This is a genomic window from Pantoea sp. BRR-3P (assembly GCF_039621635.1).
Classification (GTDB): Bacteria; Pseudomonadota; Gammaproteobacteria; order Enterobacterales; family Enterobacteriaceae; genus Pantoea; species Pantoea floridensis.
The window spans coordinates 3,093,757-3,117,019 of the sequence record NZ_CP155066.1 but is presented as its reverse complement, the minus strand read 5'-3'; the positions used below and the strand labels follow the sequence as shown (position 1 = coordinate 3,117,019).

Genomic DNA, 23,263 nt, shown 5'->3' with positions numbered 1-23,263 from the left:
GAATGGCGAAATCAGATAAGAGAAAGAGAAGCGCGACGCAGCCGCCGCGCTTGCTTACTGCCGTTATTTACCGGCGGCCGTGCGCCACTGTTTGATGTAATCGAGACGTTTTTTCGGCTGCAGATATTCCAGCAGGCTCTCGTCAACCGGGATCGGTTTCAGCGCTTTGCCTAACATTTTGGTCATGCCATCAATATCGTTTTTGCCTTCGATATCGTTACGCAGGGAAGGGATATCGGCCTGATTGGCCAGAATGCTTTGTCCTTTCTCCGACAACACGTAATCGAGCCAGAGTTTGGCCGCATTGCTGTTGTGCGCCTGCTGGCTGATAAAGGAGACGCGAGACAGGACCAGGGTGTAATCCTTCGGATAGGAAATACCCAGTGAAGGATCGGTTTTGGCGCGGGCTTCCGCGTAGGAACCGAGGATGTTGAAACCGATCAGGTTTTCGCCGGATGACACCCTTTCCATCATGGTGCCGGTAGAGGATTGTACGGCTAACCCACCTTTGGCGACGTCAGCCAGGGTGGTGAAATAGTGAGGATCGGCTTTGTCATCCTGCACCGAAAGCATGAAGCCAAGGCCCGATTTTTCAATATCGTAGGTGGTGACTTTACTCTTGAATTTGTCCGTCTGGCTGGCAATAAGCTTGGCCAGCGCGGTGTGTGAATCAGGCACGTCAGCGGCGGGAATCAGGCGTTTGTTGTAAATGAAAACCACCGGTTCGTAGGTGGTGCCGTAGGCTTTATTATTCCACACCGCCCACTTAGGGATCTGGCTCAACTCTGGCGATTGATACTCCTGCGCATAGTCGGTCGCCAGCTTCAGGCCGGTGTCCATTGAGGAGCTCCACACCACATCGCCGCTGCTGCCGCCTGAAGCCTGCTCGCTGATAAAGCGGTTATACAGCTCGGTGCTGTTCATATCGTTATATTCCACTTTGATACCCGGATAAGTGGATTCAAAGCCCTGAATAAGCGGACCGGCCGCTTTGGTGTCGGTGGTGGAGTAAACCACCACTTTGCCCTCTTTTGTCGCGGCATCTATCACGTTTTGATAGTTGGCCGGATAGCCCTGCGGCGGGGCGGCGAAGGCAGAAGAGGCGAGCAGGACAGTAGTAGCAACCAGAGAGAGATGGAAAGTGTTCGACATTATAATTAACCTTTTAGTTACATTTGAGGAACTAAAGGTCAACATAGCCGATCGATTTTGTCAGACAAGAGGTGACAGATCGTTATCTTCACGAAGTGTGATTGTTGGCGCTGTTTAGCCAATTAACACCATTAAAACCACGCACACGGCGGCCTGGCATTTGCGCTCGGTCACACTATTCCGCCTGCGTGATTTTACGGTAGAGCCGACGCGGATGGCCGATATTGCCATACTGCATCTCCACGCCAATAAAGCCGATTTCGACACAATATTCCAGGTAACGGCGTCCAGTGGTTTTGCTGATTCCCACGCTCTCCACCACTTGCTCCACCGACCAGCTGGCGGCGGGCGCAGCGCTAAAAAAGTGCTTAACCCGTTCCAGCGTGATGGTTTCTATCCCCTTAGTCGAGGGGGCAGCGGGCACATCGCTGGTGGGCAAATTGAACAGCTTATCCAGCGCGTGCTGATCAACATTCGTCATCTGGCGCATCGTCTGGACCAAAAGCATAAAGCGTTCCAGCGAGGCGCGCAGGCGATGAAAAAACACCGGTTTTAGCAGGTAATCGAAAGCGCCGCTGCGCATCGCGTGGCTGCAGGTTTGCATATCGCTGGCGGCCGTGATGAAAATCACTGAGCACTCAAATCGCTTCAGGAGAGGATCGTCAATCAGCGTGACGCCCTGGCCATCCGGCAAGTAATTATCGAGTAGCACCAGGCGCGGCTGATGCACGCGAATAAGATCCCGCGCCTGCTGCAGCGTGGCGGCAATACCTACCACGCGCAGATGAAAATGTTGCTCGATAAATTCGCGATGCAAATCGGCCAGATGGGGTTCATCTTCCACAATGACGACATCAAGTGCTTTGGCGTTATTCATGGGATAGTCCTGTTGAAACCTCGGGCTGGAACGGAATGAAAATGGAGAAAATGGTGCCCTGTGGCGCGTTTTCGCTGATCTCAATGCTGCCGCCCGCCTGATGAACATAACCCGCCGCCAGGTAGAGGCCGATGCCGTGTTCGGAACCCAGCATATCGTCGCCGCTGGTGGGTTTGCTGGTCACGCCTTGCTCAAACAGATGCGGTTTTATCGCCTCATCGACGCCGCAGCCCTGGTCGGCGACTTCAATTAACAGCTCGTGATTTCTGTCTGAAATATAGAGCTCGATAGGGTTGGCCGGTGGCCTAACGTTCAGCGTGGCATCCACGGCGTTATCCAGCACATTTCCCACCACGGACATGAGCGCCGTTTCACTCAGCGCGGCGGGAAGACGCGTAAGCTGGCAGGCCGGATCGAATTTCAGCTCGACGCCTTTCTCTCTGGCACTAACATATTTCCCCAGCAGCAGTCCGCAGAGCGCGGGCGAAGTAAAGCGCGCCGAGACAAAATCCAGGACCTGCTGCGCGCCCGCAGATTGCGCATGGATATAGCGCATGGCATCGTCATAACGCTGCATTTGTAGCAGGCCGACCAGCGTCGCCGTCCAGTTCAGCTGTTCATGGCGCATGATGCGTAAATTATCCGCGTAGCGCTTCACCTGGCTTAGTTGGCTGCTCAGCGTATTGATGTCATTTTTATCGCGGAAGCTGCATACCCAGCCGCTGGGCTCGCCGGGCTCCAGCTCAATCGCGACCCGATTGACGATCACCTGGCGCTGATTCAGTACGGTAATCTGGTCATGATGACGATTTGGCTCATGTACGTCACGTTGGCTGAGAAACGCGGGGTGTATCTGCAACACCGCATCAAGCGGTTTCCCCAGCAGCTCTTTTTCGCTCTGCTGCAAATCCAGTAATTCCCGGGCGGCGCGATTGATCAAAATCAGCTGTTTTTCTGCATTCACGGCAAACACGCCTTCATACATCGCCTCCAGCAACGCTTTTTGCTGCAGCACCAGTAGCGCAATATCTTTTGGCTCAAGCCAGAACATCTGTTTTTTCAGGTTGCGACTAAACACCCATGAAAAAATAAACAGCAGCAGCAGCAGGGCCACACCGTAGAGGCTGGCTTGCCACAGCAGGCTGGCATTGATATTGGCAATATAGGACGTGAGATAACCCACCGAGACAATGCCAATCACCTGATGCTGCGCATCAAAAATCGGGGCTTTGCTGCGCAGGGAAACGCCGATGCCACCTTTGCGTACGGAAATGATGGTTTTGCCTTGCAGCACCTCGGCATTGTCGCCGCCAATCAAGGGCAGATTAAGGCGCTCGGGCGATTCCGAGTGGTAAAGATGTTGTTCACGCACGTCACCTATCACGATGTAACTGGCATCACTTTGGTCGCGCAGCGGCTGAATCAACGCGGCAATCCCCGCGATATCCCGACGCGCCACCTTATCCGCCAGGCCCGGCATCAGCGCAATTTCGCTGGCCTGCACGCGTGCGCGCTGCCCAAGATCGTGATGCAACTGCCTGTCGATAAAATGAAACAGAATTGTGCCCAGCAAAGCCAGCAGCAGGCAGGAAAAAAGCACCAGAGAGAGAAAGAGTTTTACCTGAAAAGGGAGTCTGCGTTTCATACGGCCTGCAGTAAGGAAAACTGGAGAGTGGCATCCAGGCAGACTAGCACGCGAAAATGCAGGCGGTGATCGACTAACGCCAGAGTTGTGAGCTGGCTACAATCTCCTCGCGACGTAAGGGGTGGTTTGTGCTGGTACGTTGAGATCGGGCTTCCCCCTCTTATTCCTGGCCTATCGAGTTGCTGGCGCTAATCAATGGCGTAAATATTCATTCATCACGGCTAATCTATAGGCTTAAAATTTATCAATGCTGCCCCTGAGTAAATTCCGTTTTGGTCTGGAAGCCATTGACCTTATAACCACTACTGGTGAGAATGCCGCTATAAGTTTTGAACCAGATCGCAAATTTTGGGCCTTATGCCCGTTGCAGTGCGGCTGCGAGAGCCGCACTGGATTAACGCCACTTGCACTTATCGGCTAGCGAAAGACGCACCGAGGTAATAAAAGTGCAGGGCATACAGCAAATATCGTTAATGTCGTCACGTGGGTTGAAAAGGCCCGTTTTTTGATGCGTCTTTTCACCGCCGATCGACATGTCTTGCGTTACGTAATGGGTGCAATAAAGCGCCAGCGTTTTTTATTCTCATTACATAAAAGATAAAAATTTAATTTAAGTACACATTGATGAATGCGGTATCTGCGTAATGCAAAAATCGCCGCATGAAAGCGTAACTTGCTGAAAAACAACTGAACTCCTGTGAGTGCAGCGCAGCTTCTTTACGCCAAAAAAAAGAGTTAACTGTTTTCAGTACACGGGTAGCTGTAAGCCTGGGGCGGTAGCCTGCCTATTTTAGCAGCTGAAAACAGAATGAGATTGCTCAGTTTATATGGCGATTATCTTATTACGCTTTTTTTATAGCCAGCATTTCCCGGCTTTTTTAATTAGCCTGAGGAAACTCTGAAATACCTATCCCATAAATGTTAAGCAGGGCGAAAGCAACGTGTAGTGATAGTTATCGATTAATCACCATTGCGTTCACCGATGTTTTTATCCGCCCGCAATTTTAAAGTCGACAGAGTCCAGAGGTCATATGCAAAATCCCGTTAACGACGTTTTACTCAGCGTCATTGTGCCGGTGTATAACGCCGCAGCGTATCTGGAGCGATGCATTGATAGCCTGCTAAAGCAGGATGAAACCCGTTTTGAAGCCATCTTCATTAATGACGGTTCCAGCGATAACTCGCTCGCGATATTACAGCATTACGCCCATTACCCGCATTTTCACATTATCGATAAAGCCAACGGCGGCGTCTCTTCGGCACGCAATCAGGGTATTCGCGCCTCGCGCGGCAAACTGCTGTGCTTTTTAGATGCGGATGATTTTCTGCCGCCCAGCGCGTTTGCCACCTATGTGCACCTGATGCAAAACCCGGTCGCGCTGGTGGTGGGGGAGTCGCAGCACTTCACGCCGCAGGGGCAGCCTCTTGATTTCCCGGCCAACGCCACCGATACGCGCCAGCTGGCGGCGTCTGCGGCTATCAACGATTTGCTCTATTTCAATCCCCGCCACGGCATCTGCGATAAGGTGTTTCGCGGCGATGTGATTCGTCAGCATCAGCTTAGCTTTAATGAAGAAATTTATAACTTTGAAGATCTGCTGTTTGTGATTAATTACCTGCATCTGCAACAGGATCGCCAGGTGATATTTACGCAACGGGTGGTTTATCACTATGTGGTATCGGATAACTCCGCGACGCGCTCGGCACTGCGGGAAAAGCACTTCTCCTTTGCGCGCTCCTTTAATGGTATGCAGGCGTTTTTATCTGCACAGCACAGCCGTTGTTATTACCATCTCTATTTAAAAGTCACTTCCTCTTATATCTATAAAGCGTTGTACAGCGACGGATTTAGTCGCGCCTTTGTTGATGAATATATCTCACTCTACCGCCGCAGCTTTAAGTCTTATTTCACATCAGGATTGATGCTCAATCCGTGGAGTCTGTACTTTGCGCTGTTTTTCGTCAGTCCACGACTGGTATCGCGTCTGCGCCGGCTGGCACAGAAATAAACGCTGAGGTTGAGTTGTGAAAGATAAATTAAAAAACTCCATGTGGATGATCGCTGAAAAGCTGATTGCGGTGTTCGGTCTGATATTTGTCACTTCCTATGTGGCGAAATATGTAGGTCCCACCACCTTCGGCATTATCTCGATCTCGATGCTGGTCTTTCAGTTCATTCAAAGCATCGCGCTGATGGGCAGCGATGTCATTCTGCTGAAACGTATATCGCAAAACCGGCACTCCGGTATGCGCTTAATGATGGCCACGTTCCTGCTGGTGTTGGTGATTTACTGCGTGCTGGCAGCAACGGGTATGCTGATTATGGGCGAGGAGTGGAGTAGTGAGGCGCTGGTATTTATTTGTGCGGCGGCCATTGCCTGTCTCTTCTCGTCACTCGATTTGGTGAATATCTACAATGAGGCGATGCTTAATGCCCGCCTGAATGTCATCGCCAACCTGGCGGGGTTGGCAATCAGTTTAACCGTGCGCTTCTTTATTTCCTGGTTTGAACTGGACGCCAGGTTATTGGCTATTCCTATCGTGCTGGCCACCTTTATTCCGTTCGTCATTAAGCTCGCCATCTTTCTTAGATATCATCGTCAGGTGCCTATTCCGGCCATTCGTCAGATGAAAAAGTATTCACGCTATATGGTGGCCTCGGGTATTTCCCTGGTGTTTTCCGTGATTGCTGTCGCGATCTATACGCGTGTTAACCAAATCAGCGTCTCCTATTTCCTTGGTGTTAAAGAGGCGGGCATTTTCTCGGTGGCGCTGACGTTAGCCACCGCGTGGGTATTTTTACCCAATGCCTTGCTGGCTTCATTTTTCCCTGCGTTCTTTGCCGAACGTGATGATGAGCAGTCGATTATCAAGGCGCAGAAATTACATTTGCTGGTGATTGGCGTCTCATCAATGGTGATTCTGGCTATTTGGTTGCTGTCCGGATGGTTCATCCGCGACTTTTACGGTGCCGAGTATCTCGATGCGGTAGCGCCAACGTTATTACTCAGCGTAGGGGCGATGTGCGCGGTGCTTAGTAGCGTCATGGATCGCTTTATTATTAAGTACAACGGTTATCGTTATTTGGTGAAGAAAACCTTCGTCGTATTAGTTATCTGCGTGGCGTCATCACTGTTATTGGTACCGTATTTTGGTTTAAACGGCGCGGCAATGAGCGTGGTATTAACCGAGTTCCTCTCCTTCTCGCTACTTAATTACTTTTTCCCGGCTCAGCCAGTTATGCGTATTCATCAAGTGTTTATCAACCCCAGGAAACTATGGCTGTTATTTAGCAATATCAAAACCTCAGACAGTAAAGAGAGTTTATCATGAATGAAAAACCCCTATTTAGTCTTATCATTCCCGTCTATAACTCACAAAAAACCATTAAGCGTACTTTGCTGAGCGTACTTAAACAGACGTTCAGCAATTATGAGGTTATTGTCGTTAATGATGGCAGCAGCGATACAACCCCGAAAATACTGGAGGAGTTTAGCGCTTATTCGCAAGTCACCGTTATTCACCAGGTTAATGGCGGTGTTAGCGCGGCGCGCAATAGCGGAATGCAACAGGCGCGTGGTGAATATGTACTCTTTCTCGATGCGGATGATTGGGTGGATGATAACTTCCTAATGATCTTCAAACAGAATCTTGATGCCTGGCCAGCTGAAACTGTCGATTTGATGGTAGGAAACCTCAATGATAACCGCGTGGGGAAGGTATCGCAGGCGGGCTTCTTCAGTAATGAGGATATTCCCTACGTGCTCGGTGAACTGGAGATGAGTGATAACATCGGTTATCTGCATAACAAATGTTATCGCCGTCAGATCATCGAAGAACTGAATCTGCGCTTTTTAGAAGGCATCTCAATGAGCGAGGATTTATTGTTCAACCTGAAGTTCTTTAGCTGTATTAACAATTTCCTGGTGACACCGGGCGCGGCTTATCACTATGAAGATGTGGAGGCATCATTATCCAAGCGTAAGGTGCAATACAGTGAACTAAAAGTGAGAAAGCAGTTTCTGACGGCACTTTATGACGCTATTATCAGTAAATATCACTCCAGCGATCTCGATTATTTCCTGAAAGGCATTTCAAAACGCGTATTAGCGTTAGATATGCAAATCGTGACCGCAATGTATCACTCTTCGTTTTCACCTGCGGATATTGCCCAGGAAATTAATGAAATTAAGCGGGGGAAATACTCAAAAGGTATTTTCATACTGCTAAATAAAAATGAAAAACTGAAGTACATGATTATGAATTTGAATACTCTCACAGCGTACTATTTTCTTTATGCTCTCTACAGGATGCGCGCATTCTGATTCTCCCTTCATACTTCACGCTGCAGGTGCGTTGGCTGCGTGAATCATTTGGGAGAAAACCGCTATCAGTGGCAACAACTCACCGTTGCCACTTTCGCTTGTATCCAGGTGCGCATAAATGCGCACCCTACGAAAACCCCGCTCATCAAACGTAGGGTCGCCATTCATGGCGACCGATTAACGCAACTGACCTACCTTTCCCCACGCTTACCAGACCTTTCTGCTTCCTCTCCGTGACTCCTTCTTGCACTCATCCCGCGTCTCATGTCAAATAGCGCCCCATGCAATCGATTGCGCGCATGTTTCGTGCATTTACTGCGGCGCAAAACATCAGGACGCGTGAAATTGTGGTCTTTAAGCGTCATCCTTTGCGCAACGGCAGAGCTGCAAAGCCCGCGCCATAATTGGCAGCCACCGTTTGGCTGCGTTGATTAAGCTTTAACTTGTGGAGAGACAGATGGACAACTCACAAACCGGTACGCTTGGCACCGTTGAAACGGTAGCTAAGGGCTGGCGCAAGAGTGATACCGTGTGGATGCTGGGTCTGTACGGTACGGCGATTGGAGCGGGCGTGCTTTTTTTACCGATTAACGCCGGTGCAGGCGGGCTGATTCCGCTGATTATTATGGCGATTCTTGCCTTTCCAATGACCTATTATGCGCACCGCGCGCTGACGCGCTTTGTGCTTTCCGGTAAAAATCCCGGCGAAGACATCACCGAAGTGGTGGAAGAGCACTTTGGCGTCGGTGCCGGCAAGATCATCACCTTGCTCTACTTCTTTGCTATCTATCCGATCCTGCTGATGTACAGCGTGGCGATCACCAATACCGTCGATAGTTTTATCGTGCATCAGCTGGGCCTGGTTTCGCCGCCGCGTGTGCTTCTGTCGCTGATTTTGATCATCGGCATGATGACGGTGGTGCGCTTTGGCGAGCAGATGATTGTGAAAGCCATGAGCGTGCTGGTGTTTCCGTTTGTGGCCGTGCTAATGCTGCTGGCGGCTTATCTGGTACCGCACTGGCATGGCGCGGCGCTGGAAACGTTGTCCCTGAGCCAGAGCGGCAGTGGTATCTGGATGACGCTATGGCTGGCGATTCCGGTGATGGTGTTTTCCTTCAATCACTCGCCGATCATCTCCTCTTTTGCCGTCGCCAAGCGTAATGAGTACGGCGATGGCGCTGAGAAGAAATGTTCACGCATCCTGGCGAATGCCCATCTTTTGATGGTGTTTACGGTGATGTTCTTTGTGTTCAGCTGTGTGCTGAGCCTGTCACCTGCTGATTTACAGGCGGCGAAAGATCAAAACATCACCATTCTCTCCTACCTGGCGAACCACTTTAATGTGCCGATGATTGCGTGGATGGGGCCGATCGTGGCGATGGTCGCCATTACCAAATCGTTCCTCGGCCACTACCTGGGCGCCCGTGAAGGTTTTAACGGCATGGTGGTGAAATCGCTGCGCAGCCGCGGTAAAAGTGTCACGCCGCAGCGCCTGAATCGTCTGACGACCGGCTTTATGCTGCTGACCACCTGGCTGGTGGCGACGTTGAATCCCAGCATCTTGGGGATGATTGAAACCCTGGGCGGGCCGATTATTGCGATGATTCTGTTCCTGATGCCGATGTACGCCATCCAAAAGGTGCCGGCAATGCGTCAGTACAGCGGTAAGATCAGTAACGTATTTGTGGTGATGATTGGCGTGCTGGCGATTTCTTCTATCGCGTATTCATTGGTGAATTGATCTTCGTTATCAATAAGGTGCGCATTAATGCGCACCTAACAATTTGGTAGGGTCGCCATTTAGGGCGACCTGGCAAACCTTACACCGCAGCCGTTTTAAACACGCTCATTGACTGCGCCAAACGATCGGCCTGCTCCTGCAACGCCTGTGATGCCGCTGAGGCTTCCTGCACCAATGCGGCGTTCTGCTGCGTTACCGCTTCCATCTGCGTAATCGCAGAGTTTATCTCGCTGATCCCGCTGCTCTGCTCGCTGCTGGCAATGGTGATTTCGCTCATAATATCCGCCACGCTTTTTACGCTGTTGACCACTTCACCAATGGTGGAACCCGCATGTGTCACCAGACGGCTGCCTTCATCCACTTTCGCGACAGAATCCTCAATCAACACCTTGATCTCTTTAGCCGCAGAAGCGGAACGTGCTGCCAGATTACGCACTTCGGTGGCGACCACGGCAAAACCGCGACCTTGTTCACCCGCGCGCGCCGCTTCGACGGCAGCATTGAGGGACAAGATGTTGGTCTGGAAGGCAATGGAGTCAATCACGCTGATAATATCGACGATCTTCTTCGATGACAGGGTAATGGCTTCCATCTTCTCAATCACCTGTTCCATCACCACGCCGCCTTCTTTGGCTACGCTCGAGGTATTGGCGACCAGTTGATTGGCTTCGCGCGCATTCTCGGCATTGTGTTTCACCGTGGCGGTCATCTGCTCCATGGCGGAAGCCGTCTCTTCCAGCGAGCTCGCCTGCTGCTCGGTACGTGAGGAGAGATCGATATTGCCGCTGGAGATCTGATTTGACGCCACCGCGATGGTATCGGAACCCGCACGCACGTCCGAGACGATGGTCAAAAGATTGTCGTTCATCGCCTGCAGCGCCTGCATCAGCACGGCGGTTTCATCTTTGCCGGTGACTTCAATGTGTGAGCTCAGATCGCCCGCCGCCACTTTCCCGGCAATTTCTACCGCTTCGTTGAGCGGACGCACAATTGAACGCGTCAGCATAAAGCCCAGTACGATAGCGGCAGCAATGGCGATAGCGGAAAAGATCAGCGTCATTTCAATCGCCGATGAACCGTTATCAATAATTTTTGTGCCTTCCTGTTCCAGCTGTGCCGATTGAGAATTGGCAAAGGCTATCGCGCTATCCAGAAACGCGTTTTGCGTTTCGGTGATGGATTTCAGCACATAGGTGCTGGCCGCATCCGCATTGCCCGCGCGCACCAGCTCCAGTAACGCCTTTTTCTCTACTTCGAACTTGTCACTGGCGGCCAGCAACCCGGCAATTTTCTTTTTACCCACTTCAGTTACCTGAACCGCTTTGATTTTATTCATCGCGCTATTGGTATGTTCGGTGGCATCGGCGAGTTGCTGATAGCGTTTGACATTATTTTCGGGGCGCGTGGTATCAATCACGATGCCGCGCAGGTATTTAATCTGATCGTTGACGCCATCACGCACATCAAAACCGAGGCGCACTTTCACATAGCGATCTTCCACGATTGATGTGATGCCGGTTTTGATAGTGTTGATTTTGCTAATTGATGTCACACCGACGATGACGAGCAGTGCCACCACTAAACCAAAGGCGATGCCCAGACGGACGCCGACCTTCATATTCTTTAAGCTCAACATTGGATCTCCCCGTAATGCCAAAAATTGATGTTTCAAGATGGAAGCGCAGGCAAGGCGCCCACAGCAGGTTGATGTTTTTAAAGGTGAAAATAATTACGCAGCGTGACAAAACTGGTATGGCAGCACCGGCGCAAGCGCTTTCTGTTATCGGTTGTTAATGTTTTAACTTTAATTTTTTAGAGGTAGGTCACAGTTTGGTGAATGGTGTAAACGAGGATTTTTGGCTGGCATTAGATATGTGCGTATGAGGTTGCCATAAATGGCGGATGCGGATTTCGTAGGGTGCGCATTTACGCGCACCGGGAAAAGGGCGAAAGGATTTAACGCGGCGTTTTCAGCACGCTGTGGATCACACTGGAGAGCTCATTGATTTCGAATTTTGCTACGTATCCATCGGCGCCCACTTTGCGCACGTGATCTTCGTTGGCGCTGCCGGAGAGCGACGAATGGATCACCACCGGGATATGGCGCAACACGTTATCGCGCTTGATATTACGCGTTAAGGTAAAACCGTCCATCTCTGGCATTTCGAGATCGGTCAGCACTAGCGCGATCTTATCGTGGATCGACTCCCCGTTAGCCGCGGCTTCTTTTTGCATCTCGGTAATTTTGATCCAGGCTTCAAGCCCGGTGTTATGCATGATGGCCGGTATGCCCATGCTTTTCAGACCCTGCTCCAGCAGCTGGCGCGCCACTTTGGAATCTTCCGCCACAATAGCAACCTGACCCGGCTTCAAATTGAAATCTTTGGCCGTCTCTGCGCTTGGCTCAACGCCACGCACGGAAGGGATCACGTCATAGAGAATCTGCTCAACGTCCAGTACCATCGCCAGATTATTGCTCTGACCATCGGTATCCAGGCAGGCGATACTGGTGATGTTACGGCTACCAATGCCCGCTTCCGCGGTATGCACCTGGCTCCAGTCGAGACGGACAATATTCTCCACGGATTCAACGGCAAACGCCTGGGTGCTACGGGCATATTCGGTCACCAGCAGCAGATTCAGTCCGGTCTCTGGTTTACAGCCGGTCACCGCAGGCAGATCGATTACCGGTATAAACTGACCACGAATGCTCGCCATGCCTAGCAGCGGTGATTGCATACCTGCCGCGCGCGTAATGGTTGGCATGGGCACGATTTCACGCAGCTTAAAGACGTTGATGCCGTACAGCTCAGATTTGCCTTTCAGCTGATCGGAACCCAGGCGGAACAACAGCAGTTCGAATTTATTGGAAAGCGCAAGATTGGCGCGTTCATCGATCTCTTTCTGAAAATTATCCATCATGGCCTCGGGGCTGAATCTGGGCAGGGCAAAATCGCCATGATTAACTTATCGGCAGAAGGGCGAAAAAATGAAGGGAAAGGGGATGAAATTTTAGCGTGAGAGCGACGCCCTCACGCTTGAGGAGATTACTTCAGCAGGATGGCACGCACGCTTTTGCCTTTGATCTTGCCCTCTTTCAGCTTGATCAGCGCTTTTTTCGCCTGTGCGGCATCAATAGCAACATAGGCATGCGTTGCGGTCATGTCGATCTTGCCAATCTGATCGCCGCTGAATCCGGCTTCACCGGTCAACGCGCCGAGGATATCACCCGGACGGATTTTCGCTTTGCGGCCGCCATCAATGCACAGCGTCATTTTCGTGGCGGGCAACGGCGTCGCGCTGCTGCCTTTCAGCGTGCTGGAGGAAACCCAGTTGAGTTTCTGCTGCAGATACTCCTCCAGCGCATTCGCGCGCACCATTTCGTCGGGAGCCACAAAGCTCACCGCCAATCCCTTTTCACCCGCGCGCCCGGTACGACCGATACGGTGAATGTGTACCTCCGGATCCCACGCCAGCTGGAAGTTCACCACTAAGGCCAGCGATTTAATATCCAGACCGCGCGCGGCCACGTCGGTGGCGATCAACACCCGGATGCTGCCATTAGCGAAGCGAATCAGCACGCGTTCACGATCGCGCTGCTCGAGATCGCCATGCAGCGCCAGAGCACTGATGTTGCGTTCATTTAGCGCAGCGGCGATGTCATCGCATTCACGTTTGGTATTACAGAACACCACGCACGATGCCGGCTGCTGTTGGCTGAGCAGGGCTCCGAGCAGGCTGTGACGCTCTTTGGCGCTGGCTTCAATAAACTGCTGCTCAATGGCCGGCAGTTCAGACTTATCTTCAGTGGCCACCGCCAGCGCATCGCGCTGGAAACGCTGGCTGAGGCTGGCAATGGTATCTGGCCAGGTAGCGGAGAACAGCAGCGTTTGCCGTGTTTCGGGGGTGAAACCAATAATCGCTTCCATATCGTCGCGGAAGCCCATCTCAAGCATGCGATCCGCCTCGTCCAGCACCAGCGTTTGCAGCTGGTTGAGATCGAGATTGTCGCGCTTGAGGTGATCGAGCAGACGGCCCGGCGTGCCCACCACGATATGCGGCGCATGGACCAGCGAGTCGCGCTGCGCGCTCATCGGCTGGCCGCCACACAGCGTCAGGATCTTAATATTGCGGGTAAAACGTGCCAACTGGCGCAGAACGTTACTCACCTGGTCGGCCAGTTCGCGCGTGGGGCAGAGGATCAGCGCCTGCGTATGAAACTGGCTGTTATCGATGCGGTTCAATAAGCCGACACCAAATGCGGCGGTTTTGCCGCTGCCGGTTTTCGCCTGCGCACGCACGTCGCGCCCTTCCAGAATGGCGGGCAGGGAAGCGGCCTGAATCGGCGTCATGGCGTCGAAACCCATCTCGCGCAGGTTATCGAGTTGGCTGGCAGGCAGTTGCGTCAGGGTAGAAAAAGCAGTCACGGAAATGTCTCTAATTGCGGGTAGGATTGCGGCGGTCAGTCTGGCAGAAAGGGCGGTGATCGGCAATGGCAAAAGCGCAGGTGGTTTACCCCGGAAACCAGTTAGCCTCGCCACCGCATTGATTAGATTATGAGCGAAAACTATCGCATAGTTCTAATGTTTTTGCGGTTGATTTTGTTGCGCCATGAGGGGGGTAGAATCAGACATCTTTAGCCAGTTGGGGTGATTAGCAAGAATTTGCCGCTTATTCAGCGCTTATTCACCACCCTTTTGCAGGCGTTATGCTTATGTGTGCCTAAGGGCTGGGAAAATTCTGATTAAAGATTATGGTCGATTTGCTTTATATTTAGCGCGCCATTTGGCGAACGATTAAAACCCAAGATACTTCAGAGGTCATTTCATTGAGTCATTATGTCCAGGGACAAAACGAAGACATTCTGAAAATCGTCGGCCGCGCCGTGTTAACGCTGCATCTGCATGGGGAAACGTTATCTTCGGATAAAGTGAGCTCTATGATTGCCTGTTACGCGGAAGAAGAGCCTGTCAGCGACGATGAAAACCAGCGATTGTATGCGCTGGCGATTCAGATGCTTTCGTAAATCCAGCACTCATCGGGTGTGCGCATGCCACCCTTTTTATGTCGTACGTAAAGCCTCCTTGCGGAGGCTTTTTTGTTGCTGGCAGGACTCGAATGCGGGACGGTCGCCATCAATGGCGTCACTATGATTCGCACAATGATTGGGACGGTCGCCATTAATGGCGTCAATATGATTCGCGCCTTGATTGGGACGGTCGCCATAAATGGCGTCAATATGATTCGCGCAATGATTGGGACGGTCGCCATTAATGGCGTCAATATGATTCGCGCCTTGATTGGGACGGTCGCCATAAATGGCGTCAATATGATTCGCGCAATGATTGGGACGGTCGCCATAAATGGCGACCCTACAACACTGTAGGGTGCGCATTCATGCGCACCTGGGAACATCAGGCGCTGAACACCGGCAATCCGCGCTGGAAGGTGGCGCTCACCGGGGAAATGCGTGCCACGGCTTCGGCGGAACAGCTGGCCTCGACCAACATCATGCTGGCTTCATCCTCCAGCTGGGGCCACTGCCGCTCGCCCTGATTCGACAACGGCAAAATTCCGCCGGTGGCTATGTGCAGTGCACGACTTAAGCCAAACTCATCAGAACCGCGATACAGCTGCGCATACACATTGGCTTTTTCCAGCATGCTGCCGCTACCAAACGGCGACCAGTGATCGAACACGCTATCGGTACCGGTCATCACCGTGATGCCCGCCGCCTGGAGCTGCGGCAGCGGCATGGTCAGCTTACCGATTGGGATGGTAGAGGCCACGCTCATCTGCTGCTCGGCCATGCCGGCAATCATCTGATCCAGCGCTTTGCCTTCAAGCGTTGCGAGCGCAAAGCCATGGCTCAGCGTGACTTTGCCTTTCAGCTGTGGATTTTTCGCGATGGTATCGATCATGTACTGAATGGCCGCCACGCCGGAGGGCGAGGTTTCGTGCAGGTGGATATCTACGCCGCGCTGGAAATCAAGCGCTATCTGGAACATCGCATCCAGCGACGCCTGCATCGCGCCATCCACGTTGGTTGGATCGAGTCCGCCGACGAACTCGACGCCCATCTGCATCGCTTCACGCATTAATCCATCAACCTTCGAGTGCAGCAAACCATGCTGCGGAAAAGCGACAATCTCACACGGGAATTGCGGATGGTTAGCCAATGCCAGCTTGAGATGCTCAAGGCTTTTCAGGCCGCTAACCGGATCGATATTGCAGTGGCTGCGCGCTTCGGTGGTGCCTTTACTGTGCAACAAGCCAATGATCGCTTCGGCGCGTGCCTGTGAGGTGGGCAGCAGCTGCGGGATCAGCACCTGTTCCCGGGCAATCATATCCATGATGGTTTTGCCCTGACGCGGACGTGGTGCTTGCCACGGACCGCCGTAGAAGGTTTTGTCGAGATGGATATGCATATCGCGGGTGCGCGGCAGCAGCAGAGCGCCGTTGGCATCCCACTGGGGCAATGCGGCATTACGGGCCTTGCCTGCCGGTTCAATCGCGGCGAATTTGCCCTCTTTGACGGTGATGTCATACAGCGCGGTGCGCGTGGCAATCACGTCGTTACCGTCGCGCTCAAAACCCTCTTCGAGGCGCACATTGAGCAGCTGGTAATGGGCGACGCGCGGGGGTGGAGTATGAGGCTGCGTTTTTTCAGGCAATAACGGCGAAGCTTGTCCGGCATAGCTGATACCGGCTGCCAGTAGGCTACCGGCGGCAGTCAGACTAAGAAATTCGCGACGGCTGGGAGAGGTGAGTTGCATCAGAGGCTCCATCAAATGAAAACGCCTAATCTGGCAAAACCCGGCGCGGGGCGCTGCGATATTTTCCACTGACTGGCAGTGGGAAAATCACTGCCACTGCAAATGGCAAAACCTGACCAGCGCGGCGGCCAGTGCCTGTTGCAAATCGTCCTGCGGCGAACGGCAAAACAGTGCCAGTTCAAAATGGCTGATGTCAGGTAAACCTTCGGCTTCGCCTAATACGCGATGTTCAGGCAGTCGACAGCTGGCGGGCAGCAGGGTGACACCCAATCCGGCGGCGCTGGCGCTGGCAAGCGCGACGAGACTGGCGCTGCTGTAGCTGATGCGCCAGCCGCGGCCAAGGTGATCCAGCGTCTGCGCCATCTCTTCGCGATACAACCCGAGCTGCGGGAACACCACCAGCGGTACCGGCGTTTGCTCAAAGCAGGGATGCGCGGCGCTATCCAGCCACAGCAGCGGCTCCGGGCGCGAGGCCAGCGGCCGCTCGCCGCCCGGCTGCTTGATCAACATGATATCCAGCTCTTCGCGCTGCCACGCGCGGTGCAGATCGACATACATGCCGCTCATGACATCCAGCCGTAGCTGCGGATGCTCGCGGCTGAATTCCGCCAGCAAACTGGCCGTGGGCGCGGCGAAATCTTCCGGTACCCCCAGGCGCAAAATGCCATCGCGCCATTTGTCGCTCAGCACATCGTGCGCTTCGCCGTTCAGGGCAATAATGCGCCGCGCATAACCGAGTAGTTTTTCCCCCTCTTCGGTTAACGCCACCTGATGCGACGTCCGCTCCAGCAGCGCTTTACCTATCATCTCTTCCAGACGGCGTACTTGCTGGCTGACGGTAGATTGCGAAAGATGCACGCGCTCGGCGGCGCGGGTAAAGCTGGTGGTTTCGCATACCGCCACAAAACTGAGCAGCTGCTGCGGGGTAAACATCGGCTGACGATTCATTTTTCCACTGGTCGTTATGGTGTTATTTCATTTCCAAATAGTACTGACTGCTGCGATGCTGGCAACCTTTTCACTATTGGATTGCGTATGAACCGACATTCCAACGGACTGACGCTCGCCGCTTTAGTGCTGGCTGGGCTGAATATGCGTCCGTTACTGACTTCAATTAGCCCGCTGCTCGGCCAGTTACGCCAGGCGATGGGGCTCTCTCCGCTGGCCGCCTCGCTGCTGCCCGCCGTGCCGATGGTGATGATGGGGGCGGTTGCGCTGCTCAGCGCCTCGCTGATGCAGCGCGTGCCGCTGCAACGATTATTATTGGGCGGCTTAATCCTGTTATTGCTGGCGCTGTTGGCACGTGGCGTGATCCATGACGGCAGTTGGCTGGTGATCAGCGCCTTGTTCGGTGGACTTGGCGTGGGCGTGGTACAGATGGCGATGCCGGGATTGATCCGTCAACGCTTTGCCCAGCGTAGCGCACCGGTGACCGGCTTATGGGCCGGCGCGCTGATGGGCGGCGGCGGGCTGGGAGCGGCGCTGTCGCCATGGCTCAGCGCGCAGTTCGGCTGGTCGCTGGCGCTAACGGGCTGGGCGCTACCGGTGCTGCTGGCAATAGCATTGTGGCTGTGCGTGCGCGTGCCTGCCGCAGCCAGCAGGGAGAATATTGTGCTGCCAGCGCTGTGGCGCAAGCCGCGCGCCTGGACGCTGGCGCTGAGCTTCGGGCTGGTGAACGGCGGTTATGCAACCTGTGTTGCCTGGTTGCCGGATGCCTACCATCATCTTGGCTGGTCGGCGCAGGCCGGTGGCTCGCTGCTGGGGGTGATGATTCTGTGTCAGGTGGCTGGAGCGTTATTGATGCCGCTGCTGGCGCGCAAGGCCGATCGCCGTCCACAGCTGATTATTAGCCTGATTTGTCAGTTGCTCGGCATGAGCGGCTTTCTGTTTGCACCGCTGCTGGCACCGTGGCTGTGGGCCGCGATCGCCGGTTTTGGCCTGGGCGCGGCGTTTCCGCTGGCGATGGTATTGGCACTCGATCACCTGCCGCATCCGCAGGCTGGCGCACGGCTGGTGGCGTTTATGCAGGGGGCGGGTTTTATCATCGCCGGCTGCATGCCGTTTATCGCGGGCCAGCTTCAGGCATTCACCCACAGTTTCAGCAGCGTCTGGCTGATGCAAACCCTGGTGACAGTTGGGCTAATTGTGCTCAATCTGCGCTTCCATCCCCGCAGTTATGGTCGGGCCTTTGGTTGAATTAACGATAATTGGTCCTACCAAAACCGTTAAATGTTGCCATATCGTCACATAACACGAAAAATCACACCTGCTTCGTTGCTTTAGGTTAACAATGCATTAACTATCTGGAGCCAGAAAGCCCGGCGCCCTGAATGTGGTCCTACCAATTCAGGGCAGAACAGGGCAATAGCGGCGGCGCGCACCTGCATTAGCCGATGCGCCGCCCCCCTTCTGGTCACCTCTGGAGTAAACGGCATGCAGGTATGGCAACAAAACTACGATCCGCTCGATAATTTGTGGCTCTCCAGCCTTGTGGCGGTGATCCCGATTGTGTTTTTTTTCTTCGCGCTGATTAAGCTCAAGCTAAAAGGCTATCAGGCGGGTACCGCCACCGTGGTGATTGCGCTGCTGGTGGCGCTGTTTCTGTACGGTATGCCGTTAGGCCAGGCGCTGGCATCCGTGGTCTACGGATTTTTATACGGCTTGTGGCCCATCGCCTGGATTATCGTCGCGGCGGTGTTTGTCTACAAAATCTCGGTAAAAACCGGCCAGTTCGACATCATTCGCGCCTCGATCCTGACGATAACGCCCGATCAGCGTTTGCAGATGCTGATTGTTGGCTTCTGTTTCGGTGCCTTCCTCGAAGGTGCGGCGGGCTTTGGTGCGCCGGTGGCGATCACCGCCGCGCTGCTGGTGGGTTTGGGTTTCAATCCGTTGTATGCCGCAGGGCTTTGCCTGATTGTGAACACCGCACCGGTGGCGTTTGGCGCGATGGGCATTCCGATTATTGTTGCCGGGCAAGTGACCGGAATCGACAGCTTCCAGATTGGACAGATGGCGGGGCGTCAGCTGCCGTTCCTCACCATGATTGTGCTGTTCTGGATCATGGCGATTATGGATGGCTGGCGCGGCGTGAAAGAGACCTGGCCGGCGGTGATCGTCGCAGGCGGATCCTTTGCCATCGCCCAGTTCCTAAGCTCTAACTTTCTTGGCCCGGAACTGCCCGACATCATCTCCTCACTGGTATCGCTGGTCTGCCTGACGCTATTTCTGCGCCGCTGGCAGCCGGTGCGCATTTTCCGCTTTGAGCAGGCCGCGGTCGATGCGAACAATACGCAGCAGCACTACAGCCTGGGCCAGATTGTGCGTGCATGGATGCCGTTCCTGTTTCTCACCGCCACCGTAACGCTGTGGAGTATTCCGCCGTTTAAAGCGCTGTTCGCCAAAGGCGGCGCGATGTATGACTGGGTGTTCACCGTGCCGGTGCCGCTGCTGAATGAACTGGTGGCGCGCATGCCGCCGGTGGTGAACGCGGCGACGCCATATCCGGCGCTGTTCAAGTTTGATGTGTTGTCGGCCACCGGTACGGCGATTTTGCTGGCGGCGGTATTGTCTGTCATCTGGCTGCGCATGAAGCCGAAGGCGGCAATCGAGACCTTTGGCGAAACGCTGAAGGAGCTGGCGCTGCCGATTTACTCCATCGGTATGGTGCTGGCATTTGCCTTTATCTCCAACTATTCCGGCCTGTCGGCGACCTTAGCGCTGGCGCTGGCGCATACCGGTAATGCCTTTACTTTCTTCTCGCCGTTCCTTGGCTGGCTCGGCGTGTTTCTTACCGGTTCAGATACCTCATCGAACGCGCTGTTTGCTGCGCTACAGGCAACAACGGCGCAGCAGATTGGCGTGTCGGATGTGTTGCTGGTGGCGGCCAATACCACCGGCGGGGTAACCGGCAAGATGATTTCACCGCAGTCGATTGCCATTGCCTGTGCCGCCGTTGGGCTGGTGGGCAAAGAGTCGGATCTGTTCCGTTTCACCGTCAAACATAGCCTGATCTTTACCTGCATGGTCGGCGTGATTACCACGCTTCAGGCTTATGTCCTCACCTGGATGATTCCATGACTGAAAACACGCCGCGCTCAGCGGATACGCTACGGGCGCGCCTCTGCGCCTGGATGAGTGAACGCCAGCTTGAGCCGGGGATGCGTTTACCCTCGGAACGTGCGCTGTCAGCCGAATTGGGTGTTTCGCGCTCGTCGCTGCGCGAGGCGATTCAGCAGCTGATCAGCAGCGGCGTGTTAATCAGTAAACGCGGCGGCGGCACCTGGCTGTGTCAACCGCAGGAGCCGTGGCCGGAGCAGCGTATCGTTGAGCCGATTCGTCAGCTGCTGGCCGCCGATCCCGATTATCGCTATGACATTCTGGAAGCGCGCCACGCTATTGAAGCCAGTACTGCGTGGCATGCGGCGTTACGCGCCACGGAATCTGACAAAGAGAAGCTGCGCTACGCCTTTGACGCGCTGCTGAAGATGCATGAGAGCGACGATCCCGATCTCGCCGCGCAGGCCGATCTGCGCTTCCATCTCGCCATCGCCGAAGCCTCACATAACGTGGTGCTGCTGCAAACCATGCGCGGTTTTTTCGATCTGCTGCAATCTTCGGTGCTGCACAGCCGTCAACGCATGTATACCCATCCGGTGATTTTCAATCGCCTGCACGAACAGCATCAGGCGATGTTTGATGCCGTCATGGCCGGCGACGCTGAAGCCGCGCGCCAGGCGGCGATGGATCACCTCGGTTTTGTGCACACCACCATGAAAACTCTGCATGAAGATGAAGCGCGGCAGGCGCGGATTACGCGTCTGCCGGGCCATGATTTACCTCAGCATAAGGAAAAAAACGGATGATCATTTCAGCTGCCAGTGACTATCGCGCCGCGGCGCAACGCATCTTGCCCCCGTTCCTGTTTCACTATCTGGACGGTGGCGCCTATGCCGAGCACACGCTGAAGCGCAACGTCGCCGATCTCTCCGATGTCGCGCTGCGCCAGCGCGTGCTGAAAAATATGTCGGAACTGAGCCTTGAGACCAAACTGTTCAATGAAACTTTATCGATGCCGGTGGCGCTGGCACCGGTGGGACTGTGCGGCATGTATGCGCGACGCGGCGAAGTGCAGGCGGCACGTGCCGCGGCGCTGAAAGGCATTCCCTTTACGCTCTCTACGGTCTCGGTTTGCCCGATCGAAGAGGTGGCACCGGCGATTAACCGTCCGATGTGGTTCCAGCTCTACGTGCTGCGCGATCGCGGCTTTATGCGCAATGCGCTGGAGCGTGCCAAAGCCGCCGGTTGTACCACGCTGGTATTCACCGTGGATATGCCGACGCCGGGCGCGCGCTATCGTGATGCGCACTCGGGGATGAGCGGCCCGAATGCGGCCATGCGCCGTTACTGGCAGGCGGCAACGCATCCGCAATGGGCGTGGGATGTGGGGTTACATGGCCGTCCGCACGATCTTGGCAATATCTCTACCTATCTTGGCAAACCGACCGGGCTGGAAGATTACATTGGCTGGCTGGCGAACAACTTCGATCCGTCGATCTCCTGGAAAGATCTGGAGTGGATCCGCGAATTCTGGGATGGACCGATGGTGATCAAAGGTATTCTCGATGCCGACGATGCGCGCGATGCGGTGCGCTTTGGCGCCGACGGCATTGTGGTGTCAAATCATGGCGGGCGCCAGCTGGACGGCGTGCTCTCTTCAGCGCGCGCGTTACCGGCAATTGCCGATGCGGTAAAAGGTGACATTACCATTCTGGCCGACAGCGGTATTCGTAGCGGATTGGATGTGGTGCGCATGATCGCGCTTGGTGCCGATAGCGTGCTGTTGGGCCGCGCTTTTGTGTATGCATTGGCAACGCATGGTCAGCGCGGCGTGGAGAATTTGCTCAATTTGATTGAGAAAGAGATGAAAGTGGCGATGACGCTGACCGGTGCGAAATCCATTCAAGAGATTACGCAGGCGTCGCTGGTGCAGGCCAATGCGCTGCTGAGCGAGGCAGGATTGAGCCCGGCACGGCCGCGCGCGGTGAGCTAAGCGCCAGCAAAATCAGGGAGGTTGTCTATACTCATTACCTGTCGAACTAAACAGGAGGAATGACATGACCATTCATAAGAAAGGATCGGCCCATTGGGAAGGCGACATCAAAGGCAAAGGAACGGTAAGTACTGAAAGCGGCGTGTTGAGCAATCAACCGTACGGTTTCAACACCCGTTTTGAAGGGCAGAAGGGTACCAACCCGGAAGAGCTGATTGGTGCAGCACATGCCGCTTGTTTCTCCATGGCGTTGTCGCTGATGTTGGGCAATGAAGGACATAAAGCGACCAGCATCGATACCACTGCTGATGTGTCGCTGGATAAAAAGGGCGAGGGTTTTGCCATCACCAAAATCGCGCTGACCAGCGCCATTGTGCTGCCAGGCATTGAGGATGCGAAGTTCGATGAGATTATCCAGAAAGCCAAAGCGGGCTGCCCGGTGTCTCAGGTACTGAACGCTGAGATCACGCTCGACTATACGCTGAATAAATAATCGCCCTTCCGGGTGACCAGCGTTAGAATCAACAATGCGCCTCAGGGCGCATTGTTGCTTTCTGTCATCTGGAGGGTGCGTGGCAAAAAAACTGGCTGCAACCAAACACTGGAAAATGATAGTGGTGCTGTTATGCATCTGTGGCGCGCTGATGCTAATTCGCTGGGCGGCCATGTTATGGGGCTGAAAGACTGGATTTGCA

General features: G+C 54.1%; 20 protein-coding genes. 12 read left to right on the top strand and 8 right to left on the bottom strand.

Annotation, left to right across the window (positions count from 1 at the left end):
* Positions 1-63: 63 nt before the first annotated feature.
* The 3 genes from AAGR08_RS14550 to AAGR08_RS14540 all read right to left on the bottom strand — a co-directional run bounded on the left by AAGR08_RS14550 (position 64) and on the right by AAGR08_RS14540 (position 3,674).
* On the bottom strand, positions 64-1,152 hold the full coding sequence (locus AAGR08_RS14550) for an ABC transporter substrate-binding protein (RefSeq protein ID WP_097094800.1): 1,089 nt from the start codon (positions 1,150-1,152) through the stop codon (positions 64-66).
* Positions 1,153-1,327: 175 nt separating this feature from the next.
* Complete coding sequence (locus AAGR08_RS14545) at positions 1,328-2,029, bottom strand: response regulator (RefSeq protein WP_345827206.1); 702 nt, start codon at positions 2,027-2,029, stop codon at positions 1,328-1,330.
* Entirely contained in the window at positions 2,022-3,674 is a 1,653-nt protein-coding gene (locus AAGR08_RS14540; protein ID WP_345827204.1) for a sensor histidine kinase, read from the bottom strand. The genes AAGR08_RS14545 and AAGR08_RS14540 overlap by 8 nt, the downstream gene beginning before the upstream one ends.
* Before the next feature lie 1,031 nt (positions 3,675-4,705).
* On the opposite strand from AAGR08_RS14540, the gene AAGR08_RS14535 reads away from it, so the two are divergent.
* From AAGR08_RS14535 to AAGR08_RS14520, 4 genes are all read left to right on the top strand, one after another.
* On the top strand, positions 4,706-5,683 hold the full coding sequence (locus AAGR08_RS14535; RefSeq protein ID WP_345827203.1) for a glycosyltransferase: 978 nt from the start codon (positions 4,706-4,708) through the stop codon (positions 5,681-5,683).
* Positions 5,684-5,699: 16 nt separating this feature from the next.
* Positions 5,700-7,007, top strand: coding sequence for an oligosaccharide flippase family protein (locus AAGR08_RS14530; protein WP_345827202.1), 1,308 nt, complete (start codon positions 5,700-5,702; stop codon positions 7,005-7,007).
* A complete protein-coding gene (locus tag AAGR08_RS14525) occupies positions 7,004-7,999 on the top strand; it encodes a glycosyltransferase family A protein (RefSeq protein ID WP_345827201.1) in 996 nt (331 codons plus the stop codon). Before AAGR08_RS14530 ends, AAGR08_RS14525 begins: the two co-directional genes overlap by 4 nt.
* Before the next feature lie 457 nt (positions 8,000-8,456).
* Complete coding sequence (locus AAGR08_RS14520) at positions 8,457-9,740, top strand: HAAAP family serine/threonine permease (protein WP_097094794.1); 1,284 nt, start codon at positions 8,457-8,459, stop codon at positions 9,738-9,740.
* A 79-nt stretch (positions 9,741-9,819) separates the two neighbouring features.
* Here AAGR08_RS14520 and AAGR08_RS14515 read toward each other — a convergent pair whose 3' ends face one another.
* From AAGR08_RS14515 to dbpA, 3 genes are all read right to left on the bottom strand, one after another.
* Positions 9,820-11,376: a methyl-accepting chemotaxis protein gene (locus AAGR08_RS14515; RefSeq protein WP_097094793.1), complete on the bottom strand. Its 1,557-nt coding sequence runs from the start codon at positions 11,374-11,376 to the stop codon at positions 9,820-9,822.
* Positions 11,377-11,696: 320 nt separating this feature from the next.
* Positions 11,697-12,659, bottom strand: a complete 963-nt coding sequence (locus AAGR08_RS14510; RefSeq protein ID WP_345829924.1) for a chemotaxis protein — start codon at positions 12,657-12,659, stop codon at positions 11,697-11,699.
* A 128-nt stretch (positions 12,660-12,787) separates the two neighbouring features.
* A complete protein-coding gene (dbpA, locus tag AAGR08_RS14505) occupies positions 12,788-14,167 on the bottom strand; it encodes an ATP-dependent RNA helicase DbpA (RefSeq protein WP_345827200.1) in 1,380 nt (459 codons plus the stop codon).
* A gap of 401 nt (positions 14,168-14,568) precedes the next feature.
* Here dbpA and AAGR08_RS14500 point away from each other — a divergent pair, with 401 nt between their 5' ends.
* Positions 14,569-14,766, top strand: coding sequence for a hypothetical protein (locus tag AAGR08_RS14500; protein WP_039333073.1), 198 nt, complete (start codon positions 14,569-14,571; stop codon positions 14,764-14,766).
* 72 nt (positions 14,767-14,838) lie between these two features.
* Positions 14,839-15,126 carry a hypothetical protein gene (locus AAGR08_RS14495; protein WP_345827199.1) on the top strand — a complete coding sequence of 96 codons (288 nt, stop codon included), beginning with the start codon at positions 14,839-14,841 and terminating at the stop codon, positions 15,124-15,126.
* 28 nt (positions 15,127-15,154) lie between these two features.
* On the opposite strand, the gene AAGR08_RS14490 is transcribed toward AAGR08_RS14495, so the two are convergent.
* On the bottom strand, positions 15,155-16,516 hold the full coding sequence (locus AAGR08_RS14490; protein WP_345827198.1) for an amidohydrolase family protein: 1,362 nt from the start codon (positions 16,514-16,516) through the stop codon (positions 15,155-15,157).
* Between the two features lie 87 nt (positions 16,517-16,603).
* The gene (locus tag AAGR08_RS14485; protein WP_097094790.1) at positions 16,604-17,464 is read right to left on the bottom strand and encodes a LysR family transcriptional regulator; all 861 of its coding nucleotides are present in this window, start codon (positions 17,462-17,464) and stop codon (positions 16,604-16,606) included.
* Positions 17,465-17,551: 87 nt separating this feature from the next.
* Between AAGR08_RS14485 and AAGR08_RS14480 the strand changes: the two genes are divergently transcribed.
* The 6 genes from AAGR08_RS14480 (at position 17,552) to yniD (ending at position 23,248) form a co-directional block, all read left to right on the top strand.
* Entirely contained in the window at positions 17,552-18,712 is a 1,161-nt protein-coding gene (locus AAGR08_RS14480; RefSeq protein ID WP_345827197.1) for a cyanate transporter, read from the top strand.
* Positions 18,713-18,949: 237 nt separating this feature from the next.
* Positions 18,950-20,596, top strand: coding sequence for an L-lactate permease (gene lldP, locus AAGR08_RS14475; RefSeq protein ID WP_345827196.1), 1,647 nt, complete (start codon positions 18,950-18,952; stop codon positions 20,594-20,596).
* Positions 20,593-21,381, top strand: coding sequence for a transcriptional regulator LldR (gene lldR / locus AAGR08_RS14470; RefSeq protein ID WP_345827195.1), 789 nt, complete (start codon positions 20,593-20,595; stop codon positions 21,379-21,381). Before lldP ends, lldR begins: the two co-directional genes overlap by 4 nt.
* On the top strand, positions 21,378-22,568 hold the full coding sequence (gene lldD / locus AAGR08_RS14465) for an FMN-dependent L-lactate dehydrogenase LldD (RefSeq protein ID WP_345827194.1): 1,191 nt from the start codon (positions 21,378-21,380) through the stop codon (positions 22,566-22,568). The genes lldR and lldD overlap by 4 nt, the downstream gene beginning before the upstream one ends.
* 64 nt (positions 22,569-22,632) lie before the next feature.
* Positions 22,633-23,061, top strand: a complete 429-nt coding sequence (locus AAGR08_RS14460; RefSeq protein ID WP_097094785.1) for an OsmC family protein — start codon at positions 22,633-22,635, stop codon at positions 23,059-23,061.
* A 79-nt stretch (positions 23,062-23,140) separates the two neighbouring features.
* Positions 23,141-23,248, top strand: coding sequence for a small membrane protein YniD (yniD, locus tag AAGR08_RS14455; protein WP_097094784.1), 108 nt, complete (start codon positions 23,141-23,143; stop codon positions 23,246-23,248).
* Positions 23,249-23,263: the final 15 nt, after the last annotated feature.

Excerpts from the sequence above, each read along its gene's own strand:
- AAGR08_RS14490 (WP_345827198.1), bottom strand. The coding sequence starts at position 16,516 with ATGCAACTCACCTCTCCCAGCCGTCGCGAATTTCTTAGTCTGACTGCC.
- AAGR08_RS14510 (WP_345829924.1), bottom strand. The coding sequence starts at position 12,659 with ATGGATAATTTTCAGAAAGAGATCGATGAACGCGCCAATCTTGCGCTT.
- AAGR08_RS14480 (WP_345827197.1), top strand. The coding sequence starts at position 17,552 with ATGAACCGACATTCCAACGGACTGACGCTCGCCGCTTTAGTGCTGGCT.
- lldP (WP_345827196.1), top strand. The coding sequence starts at position 18,950 with ATGCAGGTATGGCAACAAAACTACGATCCGCTCGATAATTTGTGGCTC.
- AAGR08_RS14460 (WP_097094785.1), top strand. The coding sequence starts at position 22,633 with ATGACCATTCATAAGAAAGGATCGGCCCATTGGGAAGGCGACATCAAA.
- AAGR08_RS14550 (WP_097094800.1), bottom strand. The coding sequence starts at position 1,152 with ATGTCGAACACTTTCCATCTCTCTCTGGTTGCTACTACTGTCCTGCTC.
- AAGR08_RS14485 (WP_097094790.1), bottom strand. The coding sequence starts at position 17,464 with ATGAATCGTCAGCCGATGTTTACCCCGCAGCAGCTGCTCAGTTTTGTG.
- AAGR08_RS14520 (WP_097094794.1), top strand. The coding sequence starts at position 8,457 with ATGGACAACTCACAAACCGGTACGCTTGGCACCGTTGAAACGGTAGCT.
- AAGR08_RS14515 (WP_097094793.1), bottom strand. The coding sequence starts at position 11,376 with ATGTTGAGCTTAAAGAATATGAAGGTCGGCGTCCGTCTGGGCATCGCC.
- AAGR08_RS14525 (WP_345827201.1), top strand. The coding sequence starts at position 7,004 with ATGAATGAAAAACCCCTATTTAGTCTTATCATTCCCGTCTATAACTCA.
- lldD (WP_345827194.1), top strand. The coding sequence starts at position 21,378 with ATGATCATTTCAGCTGCCAGTGACTATCGCGCCGCGGCGCAACGCATC.
- AAGR08_RS14535 (WP_345827203.1), top strand. The coding sequence starts at position 4,706 with ATGCAAAATCCCGTTAACGACGTTTTACTCAGCGTCATTGTGCCGGTG.
- lldR (WP_345827195.1), top strand. The coding sequence starts at position 20,593 with ATGACTGAAAACACGCCGCGCTCAGCGGATACGCTACGGGCGCGCCTC.
- AAGR08_RS14545 (WP_345827206.1), bottom strand. The coding sequence starts at position 2,029 with ATGAATAACGCCAAAGCACTTGATGTCGTCATTGTGGAAGATGAACCC.
- AAGR08_RS14540 (WP_345827204.1), bottom strand. The coding sequence starts at position 3,674 with ATGAAACGCAGACTCCCTTTTCAGGTAAAACTCTTTCTCTCTCTGGTG.